Below are 18186 nucleotides of genomic sequence, written 5' to 3'. Positions count from 1 at the left end.
TTGGCGGTCAGCACCGTCGTGATCGCTGCCGTCAGCGTGGTCTTGCCGTGGTCAACGTGACCGATCGTGCCGACGTTCACGTGCGGCTTCGTCCGTTCGAATTTACCTTTAGCCATGTTTCTCTTCTTTCAAAAGTTGTTCGATGAATGACTGTGCGAGGTCTTACTTCGACTTCGCGTTGATGATCGCTTCCGACACGTTACGCGGAGCTTCTGCGTAGTGCTTGAATTCCATCGTGTACGTTGCGCGGCCTTGCGTCAGCGAGCGCAGCGACGTCGAGTAGCCAAACATCTCCGACAGCGGCACTTCGGCGCGGACGATCTTGCCACCGCCCACCATGTCTTCCATGCCCTGGACAATACCGCGACGGCCCGACAGGTCGCCCATCACGTTGCCCATGTAGTCTTCAGGCGTTTCGACTTCCACGGCCATCATCGGCTCGAGGATGACCGGGCTCGCCTTGCGCATTGCTTCCTTGAACGCCATCGAACCGGCCATGCGGAACGCATTTTCGTTCGAGTCAACGTCGTGGTACGAACCGAACGTCAGGTGAACCTTCACGTCGACGACCGGGAAGCCGGCGAGCACGCCGCTCTTCAGCGTTTCCTGGATACCCTTGTCGACCGCCGGGATGTATTCGCGCGGAATCACACCGCCCTTGATCTCGTCCAGGAACTCGTAGCCCTTGCCCTGCTCGTTCGGCTCAAGCGTGATGACAGCGTGACCGTACTGGCCGCGGCCGCCCGACTGCTTGACGAACTTGCCTTCCACGTCCGTCGCCGTCGCGCGGATCGTTTCGCGGTACGCAACCTGCGGCTTGCCGACGGTCGCTTCGACGTTGAACTCACGCTTCATACGGTCGACCAGAATTTCGAGGTGCAGTTCGCCCATGCCCGAAATGATGGTCTGGCCCGATTCCTCGTCCGTTTGCACGCGGAACGACGGGTCTTCCTGAGCCAGACGGTTCAGCGCCAGGCCCATCTTTTCCTGGTCAGCCTTCGTCTTCGGCTCGACTGCCTGCGAAATCACCGGCTCCGGGAAAATCATGCGCTCGAGAACGATCGGGTGCGCCGGGTCGCACAGCGTGTCACCCGTGGTCGCTTCCTTCAGGCCGACGGCCGCGGCGATGTCGCCTGCGCGCACTTCCTTGATTTCTTCGCGCTGGTTTGCGTGCATCTGCAGAATACGACCGAGACGTTCCTTCTTGTCCTTGGTCGAGTTCAGCACGGTGTCGCCCGAATTCACGATACCCGAGTACACGCGGAAGAAGATCAGCTGGCCGACGAACGGGTCGGTCATGATCTTGAATGCCAGTGCCGAGAACTTCTCGTCGTCCGACGCCTTGCGCTCAGCAGCCTCACCGCTTTCGAGCTCGCCCTTGACAGGGGGAATGTCGACCGGCGACGGCAGGAAGTCGATCACGGCGTCGAGCATGCGCTGCACGCCCTTGTTCTTGAACGCGGTGCCGCACAGCATCGGCTGGATTTCGCAAGCGATCGTACGGTCGCGCAGCGCCTTGACGATTTCCGCTTCGGTCAGCGTGTCGCCGCCGAGGTACTTTTCCATCAGCTCTTCGCTGGCTTCAGCCGCCGATTCGATCATCTTTTCGCGCCACTCGTTGCACGTGTCAACGAGCTCGGCCGGGATGTCGACGTAGTCGAACTTCGTGCCTTGCGACGCTTCGTCCCAAATGATCGCCTTCATCTTCAGCAGATCGACGACGCCCTTGAAGTTCTCTTCCGAGCCGATCGGCACCACGACGGGAACCGGGTTGGCCTTCAGACGGGTCTTCAGCTGATCGTAGACCTTGAAGAAGTTCGCGCCGGTACGGTCCATCTTGTTGACGAATGCGAGACGGGGCACCTTGTACTTGTTAGCCTGACGCCACACCGTTTCCGACTGCGGCTGCACGCCGCCCACTGCGCAGTACACCATGCATGCGCCATCGAGCACGCGCATCGAGCGCTCGACTTCGATCGTGAAGTCGACGTGACCCGGGGTGTCGATGATGTTGATGCGGTGTTCCGGGTAGTTGTTACCCATGCCCTTCCAGAACGCCGTGGTAGCAGCGGACGTGATCGTGATACCACGTTCCTGTTCCTGCTCCATCCAGTCCATGGTGGCGGCGCCGTCGTGCACTTCACCGATCTTGTGGTTCACGCCGGTATAGAACAGGATGCGCTCGGTCGTCGTCGTCTTGCCGGCGTCGATGTGAGCGCTAATACCGATGTTGCGGTAGCGCTCGATAGGAGTCTTGCGAGCCACTTTGATCCTCTATTGGGATGACGCGATGGAACAGAGAGTCCATCGCGCCCTAACACAAACGGGCGAGGCGCCTGTAAGCGCACCCGCCCGGAATTTCTTTCCGCTTTACTGCTAACCCGGGGACGGGATGCTTAGAAACGGAAATGCGAGAACGCCTTGTTGGCTTCTGCCATCCGGTGAACTTCGTCGCGCTTCTTCATTGCGCCACCACGGCCTTCAGCCGCTTCGGAGAGTTCACCTGCCAGGCGCAGGGCCATCGACTTTTCGCTGCGCTTCTTCGCGGCTTCACGCAACCAACGCATCGCCAATGCCATACGACGCGATGGACGCACTTCGACCGGAACCTGATAGTTCGCACCACCAACGCGGCGGCTCTTCACTTCGACCACCGGCTTGACGTTGTTGAGCGCTACCGTGAACACTTCCAGCGGGTCCTTGCCACCCTTGGTCTGGATCTGCTCGAAAGCGCCGTACACGATGCGCTCGGCAACCGACTTCTTGCCGGAGAGCATCAGCACGTTCATGAATTTTGCTACATCAACGTTACCGAACTTCGGATCCGGCAACACTTCCCGCTTGGGGACTTCGCGACGACGCGGCATGTTTCTTCCTTTGACTTTTCAGTTGGAGCAGTGCCTCTGCACCACCCCGCGGCCACCAACTAACCCGATTCATCCATTACGACTTACCAGCCTGGTCGGGTGACCACTTACTCGACAGCACCGGCTATCCGGCACCACCGCTATTACCGCCTTTGCAGGCGACCTGTTACTGCTGCATTGACCGGCTGATTACTTGCCGGCCTTGGCGCGCTTCGCACCGTACTTCGAGCGAGCCTGCTTACGATCCTTGACGCCCTGCGTATCCAGCGAGCCGCGAACCATGTGGTAACGCACACCCGGCAAGTCCTTCACACGGCCGCCGCGAATCAGCACGACCGAGTGTTCTTGCAGGTTGTGGCCTTCACCACCGATGTACGAAATGACTTCGAAGCCGTTCGTCAAACGAACCTTGGCGACTTTACGGAGTGCCGAGTTCGGCTTCTTCGGCGTCGTGGTGTACACGCGAGTGCACACGCCGCGACGCTGGGGGCAGTCCTGCAGGGCCGGGCTCTTGCTCTTCGTCGTTTCCGACGTGCGGCCTTTGCGAACCAGTTGATTGATGGTTGGCATTGTTTATTCCTGAAATTGAACAAAATCGACGCATCCATTTCTGGGCAAAGCAAAAACGAATGCGCTTCTGACTTCCTGCCTTGACGGACTCGAAGGGCTTACGCCGCGCGCAATCCTGCCAAGAACCGGAACCTAGCATCATATTCCGAAAATCCTAAACGAGTCAACAGGTTGCGTCGATTCGAACGGGTTTATCGTTGATTCGAGGTCAGTCCGCCGCGACGACTTCAAGCAATTCGTCGCCGAAACGGTCGAGCTTGCGTGCGCCCATCCCCGGAATGTGGCGCAAATCGTCCAGCGATTCGGGGGCATTGCGCGCAATCTCCGCCAGCGTGGCATCGTGGAAAATGACGTAGGCGGGCACGCCGTCGCTCTTTGCCATTTCGGTGCGCCACGCGCGCAACCGGTCCCAGCGCGCGCGCTCGCGTGCGCTCATGCCCGCCGTCGGATCTGCGCGCTCGCTCGTGCGTCCGGACGATTGACGCGTACGCACCGGCTTCACATACCGGCGCATCGTCACCTGCTGCTCGCCCTTCAGTACGGGCTTGCTCGCCTCCGTCAACACGAGCGCGCCAAAGCCTTCATGATCGACAGTGAGAAATCCGAAGGCGACCAACTGGCGAAAGACCGCACGCCATTCATGCTCGGATAAAGCCGCACCGATTCCGAACGTACTGAGCCGATCGTGACCGCGCTGCAGAATCTTCTCGTTGCGATTACCGCGCAAAATGTCGATCAGATGGCCGGCGCCGAAATTAAACCCGCTCGCGCGCTGCGCCCGAAACACACACGACAGCGCCATCTGCGATTCACGCGTCGCGTCCCACGACGCCGGCGGCTCGATGCACGTATCGCAGTTACCGCACGGCTTGCCCTCCTCGCCGAAGTAGGCGAGCAGGCGGACGCGGCGGCAGGCCGCGGTTTCGCACAGCCCGAGCAGCGCATCGAGCTTGCCAGTCTGCACCCGCTTATGCGCGTCGTCGGCTTCCGATTCGTCGATCATCTTGCGTTGCTGCACGACGTCGCCGAGGCCATAAGCCATCCACGCGTTTGCCGGCAGACCGTCGCGTCCGGCGCGTCCCGTTTCCTGGTAGTAGCCTTCGACGCTTTTCGGCAGATCCAGGTGCGCAACGAAGCGCACGTCCGGCTTGTCGATGCCCATGCCGAACGCAATCGTCGCGCACATCACGATGCCTTCCTCGCGCTGGAAGATTTCCTGATGCTGCTGACGCACTTCGAACTCCATGCCCGCGTGATAGGGCAGCGCGCGGATGCCCTGCCCTTTTAGCCACTCGGCCGTTTCCTCGACCTTGCGACGGGACAGGCAATACACGACGCCCGCATCGCTGGCGCCGTCAGCGCGCATGTGTTCCGCGCGGATGAAGTCGAGCAGTTGCGCGCGCGCGTTATCTTTCTCGACGATCCGATAGCGGATATTCGGCCTGTCGAAGCTCGACACAAAAACACGCGCATCGTCGAGCGCGAGCCGATGGATGATTTCATCGCGCGTAATCGCGTCGGCGGTCGCGGTGAGCGCGATGCGCGGCACGGACGGAAACCGCTCGTGCAGCACCGAGAGCTGAATGTACTCGGGCCGGAAGTCGTGCCCCCATTGCGACACGCAATGCGCTTCATCGATGGCGAACAGGCCGATGCGCGCGCGCTCGAGCAGATCGAGAAAGCGCGGCGTCATCAGCCGTTCCGGCGCGACGTACAGCAGATCAATCTCCCCATCGCGCAGCGCGCGTTCAGTCGCGGCGGCATCGGCGCCCGACAGCGTCGAGTTCAGATAGGCCGCTCGCACGCCGACTTCCCTCAGCGCCGCCACCTGATCCTGCATCAACGCGATCAGCGGCGACACGACGATGCCCGCGCCCAAACCGGCCTCGCGCCGCACCAGCGATGGAATCTGATAGCACAGCGATTTGCCGCCCCCCGTCGGCATCAGCACCAGACAGTCGCCGCCCGCTGCGACATGCTCGACAATTTCGCTCTGCTGCCCTCGAAACGCGGGATAACCGAAAACTTCGTTGAGGATCTGGAGCGGACGGGACATGAAGGAAAGAGTGAAGAGCGCGGAAACGGTGACACGAATTTTACCAACGCAATCGCGTTTCGCCTGGGCTTTGTCGCGCCACCATCCATCCAGCAGAGTCCGAATGGCATAGGCCAAACGCACGGATTGGCGGACGAAAAAAAACCGCCCGGTCGAAACCGGGCGGTTTTGTCAACTTCGCTGGACATAGCGGCTTGCGCCGCCGGTCAGCTTACTCGTTGGTGTGCGGCGTTTGCTCGGCGGCCGGGTTTTCCGGCGTACCGAACTCGAAGGCCTCTTCGGCAGCGATCTGGTCGAAACGCTCGCGATCCGCCATTTCCTTGGTCTTGCGCGCCTTGTGGAACGCGAGACCCGTACCGGCCGGAATCAGACGGCCGACGATCACGTTTTCCTTCAGGCCACGCAGATCGTCGCGCTTGCCCATGATGGCCGCTTCCGTCAGCACGCGGGTCGTTTCCTGGAACGATGCCGCGGAGATGAACGAGTCGGTCGACAGCGACGCCTTCGTAATACCCAGCAGAATGTTCTCGTACGTTGCCGGACGCTTGTCTTCCGCGATCATGCGGTCGTTTTCGTCCAGCATGTCCGAACGCTCGACCTGCTCGCCCGGGATGAAGCGCGTATCGCCGTTGTCGCTGATCTGCACACGACGCAGCATCTGACGCACGATCACTTCAATGTGCTTGTCGTTGATCTTCACGCCCTGCAGACGGTACACGTCCTGCACTTCGTCCACGATGTAGCGCGACAGCGCTTCGATACCCTGCAGACGCAGGATGTCGTGCGGATCGGCCGGCCCGTCGACGATCATTTCGCCCTTGTTGACGACCTGACCGTCGTGCACCAGAACCTGCTTTTCCTTCGCGATCAGGAACTCGTGCTGGTTGCCCTCGAGGTCCGTGATAACGAGACGCTGCTTGCCCTTCGTGTCCTTACCGAACGACGTCGTACCCGTGACTTCCGCCAGGATACCTGCGTCCTTCGGCGAACGTGCTTCGAACAGTTCCGCCACACGCGGCAGACCACCCGTAATGTCACGCGTCTTCTGCGATTCCGTCGGGATACGTGCGAGCACTTCACCCACCTGAACCTGCTGACCGTCCTTCACTGTGATCAGTGCGCCGACCTGGAAGCCGATCTGAACCGAGTGCTCCGAGTTCGGGATCTTCACTTCTTCGCCGTTCGAGTCGAGCAGCTTCACCTGCGGACGCACGCTCTTCGACGCCTGCGAACCGCGGCGCTTCACGTCGATCACGACGAGCGTAGAAAGACCCGTCACGTCGTCGATCTGCTTCGCGACCGTCACGCCTTCCTCGACGTTTTCGAACTTCACCGTACCGCCGTACTCGGTGATGATCGGACGCGTCATCGGGTCCCACGTGGCCAGCTGCGTGCCTGCCTTGATCTGCGCGCCGTCGAGTTGCAGCAGCGTCGCGCCGTACGGCACCTTGTGACGCTCGCGCTCGCGGCCGTGATCGTCGGTGATCATCGCTTCGCCCGAACGCGAGATGACGATCTGCTCGCCCTTCGCATTCGTGACGTAACGCATCGTCGACGTGAAACGCACCGTACCGTTCGACTTCGCCTCGATCGACGACGCCACTGCCGCACGCGATGCCGCGCCACCGATGTGGAACGTACGCATCGTCAGCTGCGTGCCCGGCTCGCCGATCGACTGCGCAGCGATCACGCCGACTGCTTCGCCGACGTTCACGAGCGAGCCACGGCCCAGGTCGCGGCCATAGCACGACGCGCACAGACCGTAACGCGTTTCGCAGGTGAGCGGCGTGCGCACGCGCACTTCGTCGATGCCCAGACGCTCGATATCTTCGACGGCCGTTTCGTCGAGCAGCGTGCCCGATTCGTACAGCGTCTCTTGCGTTTCCGGATTGACGACGTCAGCCACCGCAACGCGGCCGAGAATGCGGTCGCGCAGCGCTTCGACGACTTCACCGCCTTCGACCAGCGCCTTCATCGCCACGCCGTTCGACGTACCGCAATCGTCTTCGACCACGACGAGGTCTTGCGTGACGTCCACCAGACGACGCGTCAGATAACCGGAGTTTGCCGTCTTCAGTGCCGTATCAGCCAGACCCTTACGTGCGCCGTGGGTCGAGATGAAGTACTGCAACACGTTCAGGCCTTCGCGGAAGTTCGCCGTAATCGGCGTCTCGATGATCGAGCCGTCCGGCTTCGCCATCAGGCCGCGCATACCGGCCAGCTGACGAATCTGCACTGCCGAACCACGCGCACCCGAGTCAGCCATCATGTAGATGGAGTTGAACGACTCCTGACGCGTTTCGTTGCCGTCGCGGTCCACGACGGGCTCCGTCGACAGCTGCTCCATCATCGCCTTGCCGACCGCTTCCGACGTCGCCGACCAGATGTCGACCACGTTGTTGTAGCGTTCCTGCGCGGTGACGAGACCCGACATGTACTGACGGTCGTATTCCTTCACCTTCTTCGCTGCGTCGCCGACGATCTGTTCCTTCTGCGGCGGCACGAGCATGTCGTCGACGCAGATCGAAATGCCGGCGCGCGTCGCGAGGCGGAAACCCGACTGCATCAGTTGGTCGGCGAAGATCACCGTTTCGCGCAGACCGCAGCGGCGGAACGCCGTGTTGATCAGACGCGAGATTTCCTTCTTCTTCAGCGGCTTGTTCAGCACCGAGAACGGCAGACCCGGCGGCAGGATTTCCGACAGGATCGCGCGGCCGACGGTCGTCGCATACAGCGAAATCTTCGGCACGAATGCCGGCGCGCCTTCCGACTTGTCTTCGTTGTGGACCATTTCGGTGATCCGCACGTTGACGCGCGAGGCCAGCTCGACTTCCTTGTTCTCATAGGCGCGCAGCACTTCCGACACGCCCGTGAACGACATGCCTTCGCCCTTGCCGTTGATCGCTTCACGCGTCGCGTAGTACAGGCCGAGCACGATGTCCTGCGACGGCACGATCGACGGATCGCCGTTGGCCGGGAACAGCACGTTGTTCGACGCCAGCATCAGCGTGCGCGCTTCCATCTGCGCTTCGAGCGACAGCGGAACGTGAACAGCCATCTGGTCACCGTCGAAGTCGGCGTTGAACGCCGCGCAAACGAGCGGGTGCAGCTGGATTGCCTTGCCTTCGATCAGCACCGGCTCGAAAGCCTGAATGCCGAGACGGTGAAGAGTAGGCGCACGGTTCAGCATCACCGGATGCTCGCGGATCACCTCTTCGAGGATGTCCCACACGACGGGCGTCTGGTTCTCGACTTCCTTCTTCGCCGCCTTGATGGTCGTCGCGACGCCCATCACTTCCAGCTTGTTGAAGATGAACGGCTTGAAGAGCTCGAGCGCCATCAGCTTCGGCAGACCGCACTGGTGCAGCTTCAGCGTCGGGCCGACCACGATGACCGAACGGCCCGAGTAGTCGACGCGCTTGCCCAGCAGGTTCTGACGGAAGCGACCGCCCTTACCCTTGATCATGTCGGCGAGCGACTTCAGCGGACGCTTGTTCGCGCCCGTCATCGCCTTGCCGCGACGGCCGTTGTCGAGCAGCGAATCGACGGCTTCCTGCAGCATCCGCTTTTCGTTGCGGACGATGATTTCAGGCGCCTTCAGTTCGAGCAGACGCTTCAACCGGTTGTTACGGTTGATCACGCGGCGATACAGGTCGTTCAGATCGGACGTCGCGAAACGGCCGCCGTCCAGCGGAACCAGCGGACGCAGTTCCGGCGGCAGCACGGGCAGCACTTCGAGAATCATCCACTCGGGCTTGATGCCCGAACGCTGGAAGGCCTCGAGCACCTTCAGGCGCTTCGCGTACTTCTTGATCTTCGCTTCCGAACCCGTGTTCTTCAGCTCCGAGCGCAGCGTTTCGACCTGCTCGTCGATGTTGATCGCGCGCAGCAGTTCGCGCACGCCTTCCGCGCCCATTTCAGCGCGGAATTCGTCGCCGTACTCTTCAACCTTGTTGTAGTAATCCTCTTCCGTCATGATCTGGCGCGCCTTCAGCGGCGTCATGCCCGGATCGATCACCACATATGCTTCAAAGTACAGCACGCGCTCGATGTCGCGCAGCGTCATGTCGAGCACCATGCCCAAACGCGACGGCAGCGACTTCAGGAACCAGATGTGCGCGACAGGCGAGGCCAGTTCGATGTGGCCCATGCGTTCGCGACGCACCTTCGCGAGCGTCACTTCGACGCCGCACTTCTCGCAGATCACGCCACGGTGCTTCAGGCGCTTGTACTTGCCGCAAAGGCATTCGTAGTCCTTGATCGGACCAAAAATCTTCGCGCAAAACAGACCATCCCGCTCCGGCTTGAACGTGCGGTAGTTGATGGTTTCCGGCTTCTTCACTTCGCCGAACGACCACGAACGGATCTTGTCGGGCGAGGCCAGACCGATCTTGATCGCGTCAAAGACTTCTTCCTGTTGGACTTGCTTGAATAGATCGAGCAGAGCTTTCATTGCTTTCTCTCCGTAGTCCGATTAGTTGCGATCGAGGTCGATGTCGATACCGAGCGAGCGGATTTCCTTCACCAGCACGTTGAAGGATTCCGGCATACCCGCGTCGATCACGTGATCGCCCTTGACCAGGTTCTCGTAAACCTTGGTCCGGCCTGTCACGTCGTCCGACTTGACCGTCAACATTTCCTGCAGCACATACGATGCGCCATAGGCCTCGAGCGCCCACACTTCCATCTCACCGAAGCGCTGACCACCGAACTGCGCCTTGCCGCCCAACGGCTGCTGGGTCACGAGCGAGTACGGGCCCGTCGAACGCGCGTGCATCTTGTCGTCGACCAGGTGATGCAGCTTCAGGTAGTGCATGTAACCGACCGTCACCGTCCGTTCGAAGGCTTCACCCGTGCGGCCGTCGTACAGACGCACCTGGTTCTTCGACTTCGTCATGCCGAGGTTCTGCGCGATGTCATCCGGGAAGGCCAGGTCCAGCATGTTGGACATTTCGTCTTCCGTCGCACCGTCGAACACCGGCGTCGCGAACGGCACGCCTTCACGCAGGTTCCTCGCCAGTTCGAGGATCTCGTCGTCGGAGAAGCTTTCCAGCTCTTCCGCGCGGCCCGACTCGTTGTAGATCTTGGTCAGGAACGTGCGCACTTCTTCGATCTTCGACTGACGCTGCAGCATTTCGCCGATACGCCAGCCCAGCCCCTTCGCGGCCCAGCCCAGATGCACTTCGAGAACCTGACCCACGTTCATCCGTGACGGAACGCCGAGCGGGTTCAGCACGACGTCTGCGGGACGGCCATCGGCCATGTACGGCATGTCTTCGATCGGCACGATCTTCGACACGACACCCTTGTTACCGTGACGGCCTGCCATCTTGTCGCCAGGCTGCAGACGACGCTTCACGGCGAGGTAGACCTTGACCATCTTCAGCACGCCCGGCGGCAGTTCGTCGCCTTGCGTGAGCTTCTTGCGCTTCTCTTCGAACGCGAGATCGAACTGGTGACGCTTCTGTTCGATCGAGTCCTTGATCGCTTCGAGCTGAGCCGCTGCTTCTTCGTCCGCGAGGCGGATATCGAACCAGTGGTAGTGATCGAGATCCTCCAGGTAGGCCTGTTCGATCTTCGTACCCTTCGCGAGCTTCTTCGGACCGCCGTTCGCGACCTTGCCGACGAGCATACGTGCAAGACGCTGGAACGCGTCGCCTTCCACGATACGCAGCTGGTCGTTCAGGTCGAGACGATAGCGCTTCAGTTCATCATCGATGATCTGTTGCGCGCGCTTGTCGCGCTGGATGCCTTCACGCGTGAACACCTGCACGTCGATCACCGTGCCGCTCATGCCCGACGGCACGCGCAGCGACGTGTCCTTCACGTCCGATGCCTTCTCGCCGAAGATCGCGCGCAACAGCTTTTCTTCCGGCGTCAGCTGGGTTTCGCCCTTCGGCGTGACCTTGCCGACCAGCACGTCGCCCGCTTCGACTTCTGCGCCGATGTACACGATGCCCGACTCGTCGAGACGGCCAAGCTGCACTTCTGCGAGGTTCGAAATATCGCGCGTGATTTCTTCCGGTCCGAGCTTCGTGTCGCGAGCCACGACGTTCAGTTCTTCGATGTGGATCGACGTGTAGCGATCGTCCGCAACGACCTTCTCCGAGATCAGGATCGAGTCTTCGAAGTTGTAGCCGTTCCACGGCATGAACGCGACCAGCATGTTCTGGCCGAGAGCCAGTTCGCCGAGGTCCGTCGAAGCGCCGTCAGCCAGCACGTCGCCGCGCGCAACCTTGTCGCCGACCTTCACGATCGGACGCTGGTTGATGTTCGTGTTCTGGTTCGAACGCGTGTACTTGATCAGGTTGTAGATGTCGACACCGACATCGCCTGCAACCGCTTCGTCGTCGTTCACACGAATCACGATACGGCCCGCGTCGACGTAATCGACCACACCGCCGCGCAGTGCCTGCACGGTCGTGCCCGAGTCAACAGCGACCGTACGCTCGATGCCCGTACCGACGACCGGCTTTTCCGGACGCAGACACGGCACAGCCTGACGCTGCATGTTCGAGCCCATCAGTGCACGGTTCGCGTCGTCGTGCTCGAGGAACGGAATCAGCGATGCTGCCACCGACACGATCTGCGACGGCGCCACGTCCATGTACTGGATGCGGTCCGGCGTGACCATCATCGTTTCGCCCGCTTCACGCGACGACACCAGTTCGTCGGTCAGCGCGCCGTCTTCGGCCACTGCCGCGTTCGCCTGAGCGATCACGTAACGGCCTTCTTCGATCGCCGACAGATAGTCGATCTGATCCGTGACCTTGCCGTCCGTAACCTTGCGATACGGCGTTTCGAGGAAGCCGTATTCGTTCAGGTGCGCGTACAGAGCCAGCGAGTTGATCAGACCGATGTTCGGGCCTTCCGGCGTTTCAATCGGGCAGACGCGGCCGTAGTGAGTCGGGTGCACGTCGCGGACTTCGAAGCCAGCGCGCTCGCGCGTCAGACCGCCCGGGCCAAGTGCCGACACGCGGCGCTTGTGGGTGATCTCCGACAGCGGGTTGGTCTGGTCCATGAACTGCGACAGCTGCGACGAACCGAAGAACTCGCGAATTGCCGACGAAATCGGCTTCGAGTTGATCAGGTCGTGCGGCATCAGGTTTTCGCTTTCGGCCTGGCCGAGGCGCTCCTTCACTGCGCGTTCGACACGCACGAGACCCGCACGGAACTGGTTCTCCGCCAGTTCGCCGACGCAACGCACGCGACGGTTGCCGAGGTGGTCGATGTCGTCCACTTCGCCCTTGCCGTTACGCAGCTCGACGAGGATCTTGATGGTCGCGAGGATGTCGTCGTCCTGCAGCGTCATCGGGCCGATGATTTCATCGCGGCCGACGCGACGATTGAACTTCATACGACCCACCTTCGACAGGTCGTACGCTTCTTCGCTGTAGAACAGACGGTTGAACAGCGCCTCGACGGCTTCTTCCGTCGGCGGCTCGCCCGGACGCATCATGCGGTAGATCGCGATACGCGCGGCCATTTTGTCGGCCGTTTCGTCGATACGCAGCGTCGACGAGATGTACGGACCCTGGTCCAGATCGTTCGTATAGAGCGTCTGGATGTCCTTGATCTTCGCTTCGCGCAGCTTCTCGAGCACGCTTTCCGTGATCTCGTCGTTCGCGTTCGCGATCACTTCGCCCGTGTCGCCGTCGACGACGTTCTTCGCCAGCACGCGGCCGAGCAGATAGTCTTCGGGAACCGAAATGAACTTGGTCTTTGCGTTATCGAGGTCGCGAATGTGCTTCGCGTTGATACGCTTGTCCTTCTGGACGATGACGTTGCCATCGCGATCCGTAATGTCGAAGCGCGCGACTTCGCCACGCAGACGCTCCGGCACGAACTCCATCTGCGCGCCTTCCGGCATCAGCGTGAAGTTGTCGAACACGAAGAAGTTCGCGAGGATCTGTTCCGGCGTCAGGCCGATTGCCTTCAGCAGGATCGTAACGGGCATCTTGCGGCGACGGTCGACGCGGAAGTACAGCACGTCCTTCGGATCGAATTCGAAGTCGAGCCACGAGCCGCGGTAGGGGATGATACGTGCCGAGAACAGCAGCTTGCCGGAGCTGTGCGTCTTGCCCTTGTCGTGTTCGAAGAACACGCCAGGCGAGCGGTGCAGCTGCGACACGATCACGCGTTCCGTGCCGTTGATGACGAACGAGCCGGTCGGCGTCATGAGCGGAATTTCGCCCATGTACACTTCCTGCTCTTTCACTTCCTTGACGACGGGCTTGCTCGGCGATTCCTTGTCGAGCAGAACCAGACGCACCTTGGCACGCAGCGCCGAGCAGTAGGTCAGGCCGCGCTGCTGACATTCCTTGATGTTGAATGCCGGCGACGACAGCATGTAGCTGACGAACTCTAGACGAGCGAAGCCGTTGTGCGAAACAATGGGGAAAACCGAGGTGAACGCAGCCTGCAGACCTTCCGGTTTGCGCTGCGCCGTTGGCACTTCTGCTTGCAGAAACGTGCTGAATGATTCAAGCTGGGTAGCCAGCAGGAAAGGTACTTGGTGAACGATGGGGCGCTTCGCGAAACTCTTGCGAATGCGCTTCTTCTCGGTGAAGGAATATTGCATACGATCTCCGAATCACGGCGGGCATTGTTGTCGAGGCGGGATACCTTGATGTGACAACCCGAGTGTTCACCGACTGAGACCCGTTGGCCGTCCGATGGCTTGAACGAGCCTAGAAGCTTGGTGGTTGGCCGCTACCAACCGCTGGCTGACGGCAGCGGATGCCTGTGTTGCCCGCTACCCGACCAAACTTGCCTTCTGCAGTCGCTTCAGAAGACAAAGAGAAGCGCCAGTCGAACTTGCCGAACGACGATTCTCTTTGGCTTCTAGGTGGACATTTTTGCCGATACAAACACGCAAAAACGTCGCTCCCACAAAGCACAAAAAGGCCGGCGGTGGAAAACCGCCAGCCTTCGCACAGCGCGCTGAAAATTACTTGATTTCAGCCTTCGCGCCTGCGTCTTCCAGCTTCTTCTTGGCTTCGTCAGCAGCAGCCTTGGGCACCGCTTCCTTCACGGGCTTCGGTGCGCCGTCGACCAGGTCCTTCGCTTCCTTCAGGCCCAAGCCCGTCAGTTCGCGAACAGCCTTAATCACTGCAACCTTGTTGCCGCCTGCTTCCGTCAGAACAACCGTGAATTCGGTTTGCTCTTCAGCAGCAGCAGCGCCGCCGCCTGCGCCTGCAGGGCCCGCAACTGCAACAGCAGCAGCCGACACGCCAAACTTCTCTTCGAACGCCTTAACCAGTTCGTTCAGTTCCAGAACCGACATCGCGCCTACGGCTTCGAGGATGTCTTCTTTTGCGATTGCCATTTGAAATACTCCTAAATTGAATTCGGATACAGCCAGCGATCAATTACGCCCGACTGAAGTGCGTCGATGCACTGCTTACGCAGCCTCGCCTTGCTTCTTTTCTGCCAGCGCGGCCATAGCGCGCGCAAAGCCAGAAACAGGCGCTTGCATGACGAACAACAGCTTGGAGAGCAGTTCTTCGCGGCTCGGGATGTTGGCCAGCGCTTGCACGCCTGCCTTGTCCATCACCTTGCCTTCGTACGAACCAGCCTTGATGATCAACTTGTCATTGCTCTTGCCGAAGTCGTTGACGACCTTGGCAGCAGCAATTGCATCTTCCGAGATGCCGTAGATCAGAGGACCGGTCATCTGCTCAGCCAGAGGAGCAAACGGGGTACCTTCGACAGCGCGACGCGCCAGCGTGTTCTTCAACACGCGCAGATACACCTGTTGCTCGCGCGCTTTCGCGCGCAGCTTGGTCAGATCGCCAACCGTGATCCCACGATACTCGGCCAGAACCATGGTCTGAGCTTTCGCGACTTGCGCGGAAACCTCAGCCACTACGGCCTGCTTACCTTCTTTGTTCAGTGGCACGGTTAACCTCCAGATTCGACGCATTCGGCATATGCTTCGTGCGTCGCGTTCAACAACGGCGTCCGACCAGTCAGGAGTATTTCAACCATTCAAGGTCCGCATGGCTGCGGGAATCAAACGGCTTCATCACTTCAAACTTTTTCGGGTTCGCCATCTGCGTTGGCTTGAATTAAGGAGACGCCCGACTACTGCGCTTCCACCAACGGTCTTTGACAACCGGCCGCTCGATTCAGACTGCAATCTTGCGACCGCCCAAAGCCCTTAAATCCGCCCCGACCTCTCGGACGGGACGGTCAAAACTTTACTGTGCTGCCAGCGTAGCCTGGTCGACACGCACGCCCACGCCCATCGTGCTGGACAGTGCGATCTTGCGCAGGTACACGCCCTTGCTCGTAGCCGGCTTCGCCTTTTGCAGCGCTTCGACCAGCGCGCTCAGGTTCGAACGCAGAGCCGTCGGCTCGAACGATGCGCGGCCGATCGTTGCATGGATGATACCGGCCTTGTCGACGCGGAACTGAACCTGACCGGCCTTTGCATTCTTCACTGCCGTCGCGACGTCCGGCGTGACCGTGCCGACCTTCGGGTTCGGCATCAGGCCGCGCGGGCCGAGGATCTGACCCAGCGTACCGACGACACGCATCGTGTCCGGCGAAGCGATCACGACGTCGAAGTTCAGGTTACCAGCCTTGACCTGCTCAGCCAGATCTTCCATGCCGACGATATCCGCGCCAGCTGCGCGAGCCTGTTCGGCCTTTTCGCCTTGGGCGAACACAGCAACGCGAACCGACTTACCCGTACCAGCCGGCAGAACGACCGAACCGCGGACCACCTGATCCGACTTCTTCGCATCGATGCCCAGCTGCACCGCGACGTCGATCGACTCGTCGAACTTCGCGCTTGCGCATTCCTTCACGAGCGACAGGGCTTCATCGATCGCGTACAGCTTCTGACGATCGACCTTGTTTGCAAATGCTTGCAGACGCTTCGAAAGCTTAGCCATTTACACGCCCTCCACGGTGATGCCCATCGAGCGGGCGCTACCAGCGATCGTGCGGACCGCTGCATCCAGATCAGCTGCCGTAAGGTCTGGCATCTTGGTCTTGGCGATTTCTTCAGCCTGAGCGCGCGTGATCTTGCCGACCTTGTCGGTGTGCGGCTTGCTCGAGCCCTTGTCGATCTTCGCTGCCTTTTTGATCAGAACCGTAGCCGGCGGCGTCTTCAGGACGAACGTGAAGCTTTTGTCTGCGAATGCAGTAATAACGACCGGGATCGGCAGACCCGGTTCCATCGCTTGAGTCTGCGCGTTGAACGCCTTGCAGAACTCCATGATGTTCAGGCCGCGTTGACCCAGTGCCGGACCAACCGGCGGCGACGGATTGGCTTTACCTGCAGGAATCTGCAGCTTGATAAAGCCGACAATTTTCTTTGCCATGTTGATGAACCTCTTTAGAACGCGACTGCGTTCGGTGAGTAGTAGCGCGCCTTCGTCCTGTTTCTGACTACCGACGCTCCTCAACGGCCGTTACGCGGACCGTAAGCGCGAAAGACGAATCGCGCCGTCAGGCGCGATCCGCAAAAACCGATTTACAGCTTTTCCACCTGGCCGAATTCCAGTTCGACCGGTGTAGCTCGACCGAAAATCGTGACAGATACACGGACGCGCGACTTTTCGTAATTCACTTCTTCGACGCTGCCGTTGAAGTCCGTAAAAGGACCATCCTTCACCCGAACCATCTCGCCGACTTCGAACAGGGTCTTCGGGCGCGGCTTTTCCACGCCTTCCTGCATCTGCGACATAATCTTCTCCACTTCCCGCGGAGAAATCGGGCTCGGACGATTGCGCGCACCGCCCACGAAACCCGTCACCTTTGCCGTGTTTTTCACAAGGTGCCAGGTTTCGTCCGTCATTTCCATCTCGACGAGCACATAGCCCGGAAAGAAACGACGCTCAGTCACCGATTTGTGACCACCCTTCACCTCGACGACTTCTTCAGTCGGGACGAGGATCTGGCCGAACTTGTCCTGCATGCCAGCACGCTCGATACGCTCTTGAAGCGCACGTTGCACGCTCTTCTCCATACCGGAGTAGGCGTGCACGACGTACCAGCGTTTTCCGCTCGGGGATGCCGGAATATCACTCATATCATTTCCAACCCAGAATCGCCGAGAAAATCGCCCACTCGATGGATTTGTCACAAATCCAGAGGAACACCGCCATAATCAGCACGAAGCCAAAAACCACCAAGGTCGTTTGGCTGGCTTCTTTGCGCGTCGGCCAGACAACCTTGCGGACTTCCTTGTACGAATCTTTGGCGAATGCGATAAAACCCTTGCCGGGCGCTGAGAGAAGACCGACTGCGACGCCTGCGATCAGCCCGACAGCCAGAGCTGCTCCGCGGACGTACCACTCTTGGCCATTCAGCCAGAAGAACCCCACGAACCCGGCCAAGACCAACAATACGCCGGCAACGAGCATCAGCTTGTCGCTGGAAGTATTAACAGTTTCGACGGAAGGATTCGCCATAACACCTTAACGAGCGTCGCATGCGACGCGAGAGTTGGCAGGGGCAGAGGGAATCGAACCCCCAACCTTCGGTTTTGGAGACCGACGCTCTGCCAGTTGAGCTATACCCCTAAACCATTGGGGTCGGCAACAATGCCAACCCCGAAACAACCGATCAACGAGAACTAACTGGCTTACTCGATGATCTTGGCAACGACACCGGCGCCGACGGTACGGCCACCTTCGCGGATGGCGAAGCGCAGACCTTCTTCCATCGCGATCGGCGCGA

General features: G+C 60.2%; 14 protein-coding genes and 1 tRNA gene. All 15 read right to left on the bottom strand.

Going from position 1 to position 18186, the window contains the following annotated elements; all coding sequences use genetic code 11:
• Positions 1-116, bottom strand: a 116-nt coding sequence (locus BMW76_RS38615; RefSeq protein ID WP_035515644.1) for a GTP-binding protein, incomplete at its 3' end; no start/stop codon positions are given.
• A 46-nt stretch (positions 117-162) separates the two neighbouring features.
• Positions 163-2265: an elongation factor G gene (fusA, locus tag BMW76_RS38610; protein ID WP_090873972.1), complete on the bottom strand. Its 2103-nt coding sequence runs from the start codon at positions 2263-2265 to the stop codon at positions 163-165.
• A gap of 131 nt (positions 2266-2396) precedes the next feature.
• A complete protein-coding gene (rpsG, locus tag BMW76_RS38605; protein ID WP_006053291.1) occupies positions 2397-2867 on the bottom strand; it encodes a 30S ribosomal protein S7 in 471 nt (156 codons plus the stop codon).
• A gap of 189 nt (positions 2868-3056) precedes the next feature.
• Positions 3057-3437, bottom strand: a complete 381-nt coding sequence (gene rpsL / locus BMW76_RS38600) for a 30S ribosomal protein S12 (protein ID WP_006053290.1) — start codon at positions 3435-3437, stop codon at positions 3057-3059.
• A gap of 208 nt (positions 3438-3645) precedes the next feature.
• A complete protein-coding gene (recQ, locus tag BMW76_RS38595; protein WP_090873971.1) occupies positions 3646-5493 on the bottom strand; it encodes a DNA helicase RecQ in 1848 nt (615 codons plus the stop codon).
• Positions 5494-5704: 211 nt separating this feature from the next.
• On the bottom strand, positions 5705-9946 hold the full coding sequence (gene rpoC, locus BMW76_RS38590) for a DNA-directed RNA polymerase subunit beta' (protein ID WP_090873970.1): 4242 nt from the start codon (positions 9944-9946) through the stop codon (positions 5705-5707).
• Positions 9947-9967: 21 nt separating this feature from the next.
• The gene (gene rpoB, locus BMW76_RS38585; RefSeq protein ID WP_090873969.1) at positions 9968-14074 is read right to left on the bottom strand and encodes a DNA-directed RNA polymerase subunit beta; all 4107 of its coding nucleotides are present in this window, start codon (positions 14072-14074) and stop codon (positions 9968-9970) included.
• Between the two features lie 369 nt (positions 14075-14443).
• The gene (gene rplL, locus BMW76_RS38580) at positions 14444-14821 is read right to left on the bottom strand and encodes a 50S ribosomal protein L7/L12 (RefSeq protein WP_090873968.1); all 378 of its coding nucleotides are present in this window, start codon (positions 14819-14821) and stop codon (positions 14444-14446) included.
• A gap of 75 nt (positions 14822-14896) precedes the next feature.
• The gene (gene rplJ, locus BMW76_RS38575) at positions 14897-15418 is read right to left on the bottom strand and encodes a 50S ribosomal protein L10 (protein WP_177200630.1); all 522 of its coding nucleotides are present in this window, start codon (positions 15416-15418) and stop codon (positions 14897-14899) included.
• Positions 15419-15695: 277 nt separating this feature from the next.
• Positions 15696-16394, bottom strand: a complete 699-nt coding sequence (rplA, locus tag BMW76_RS38570; protein ID WP_090873966.1) for a 50S ribosomal protein L1 — start codon at positions 16392-16394, stop codon at positions 15696-15698.
• Positions 16395-16826 carry a 50S ribosomal protein L11 gene (rplK, locus tag BMW76_RS38565; RefSeq protein WP_090873965.1) on the bottom strand — a complete coding sequence of 144 codons (432 nt, stop codon included), beginning with the start codon at positions 16824-16826 and terminating at the stop codon, positions 16395-16397.
• Positions 16827-16978: 152 nt separating this feature from the next.
• The gene (gene nusG, locus BMW76_RS38560) at positions 16979-17536 is read right to left on the bottom strand and encodes a transcription termination/antitermination protein NusG (RefSeq protein ID WP_007578364.1); all 558 of its coding nucleotides are present in this window, start codon (positions 17534-17536) and stop codon (positions 16979-16981) included.
• Between the two features lies 1 nt (position 17537).
• Positions 17538-17918: a preprotein translocase subunit SecE gene (gene secE, locus BMW76_RS38555; protein ID WP_012402206.1), complete on the bottom strand. Its 381-nt coding sequence runs from the start codon at positions 17916-17918 to the stop codon at positions 17538-17540.
• 35 nt (positions 17919-17953) lie between these two features.
• Positions 17954-18029: transfer RNA gene (locus BMW76_RS38550), tRNA-Trp, on the bottom strand.
• A 62-nt stretch (positions 18030-18091) separates the two neighbouring features.
• Positions 18092-18186, bottom strand: a 95-nt coding sequence (locus BMW76_RS38545) for an EF-Tu C-terminal domain-related protein (protein ID WP_072445389.1), incomplete at its 5' end; no start/stop codon positions are given.

Origin of the sequence: Paraburkholderia diazotrophica, assembly GCF_900108945.1 — a bacterium.
In the GTDB taxonomy this organism is placed as follows: domain Bacteria; phylum Pseudomonadota; class Gammaproteobacteria; order Burkholderiales; family Burkholderiaceae; genus Paraburkholderia; species Paraburkholderia diazotrophica.
This window is presented reverse-complemented; position numbering and strand designations above follow the sequence as displayed.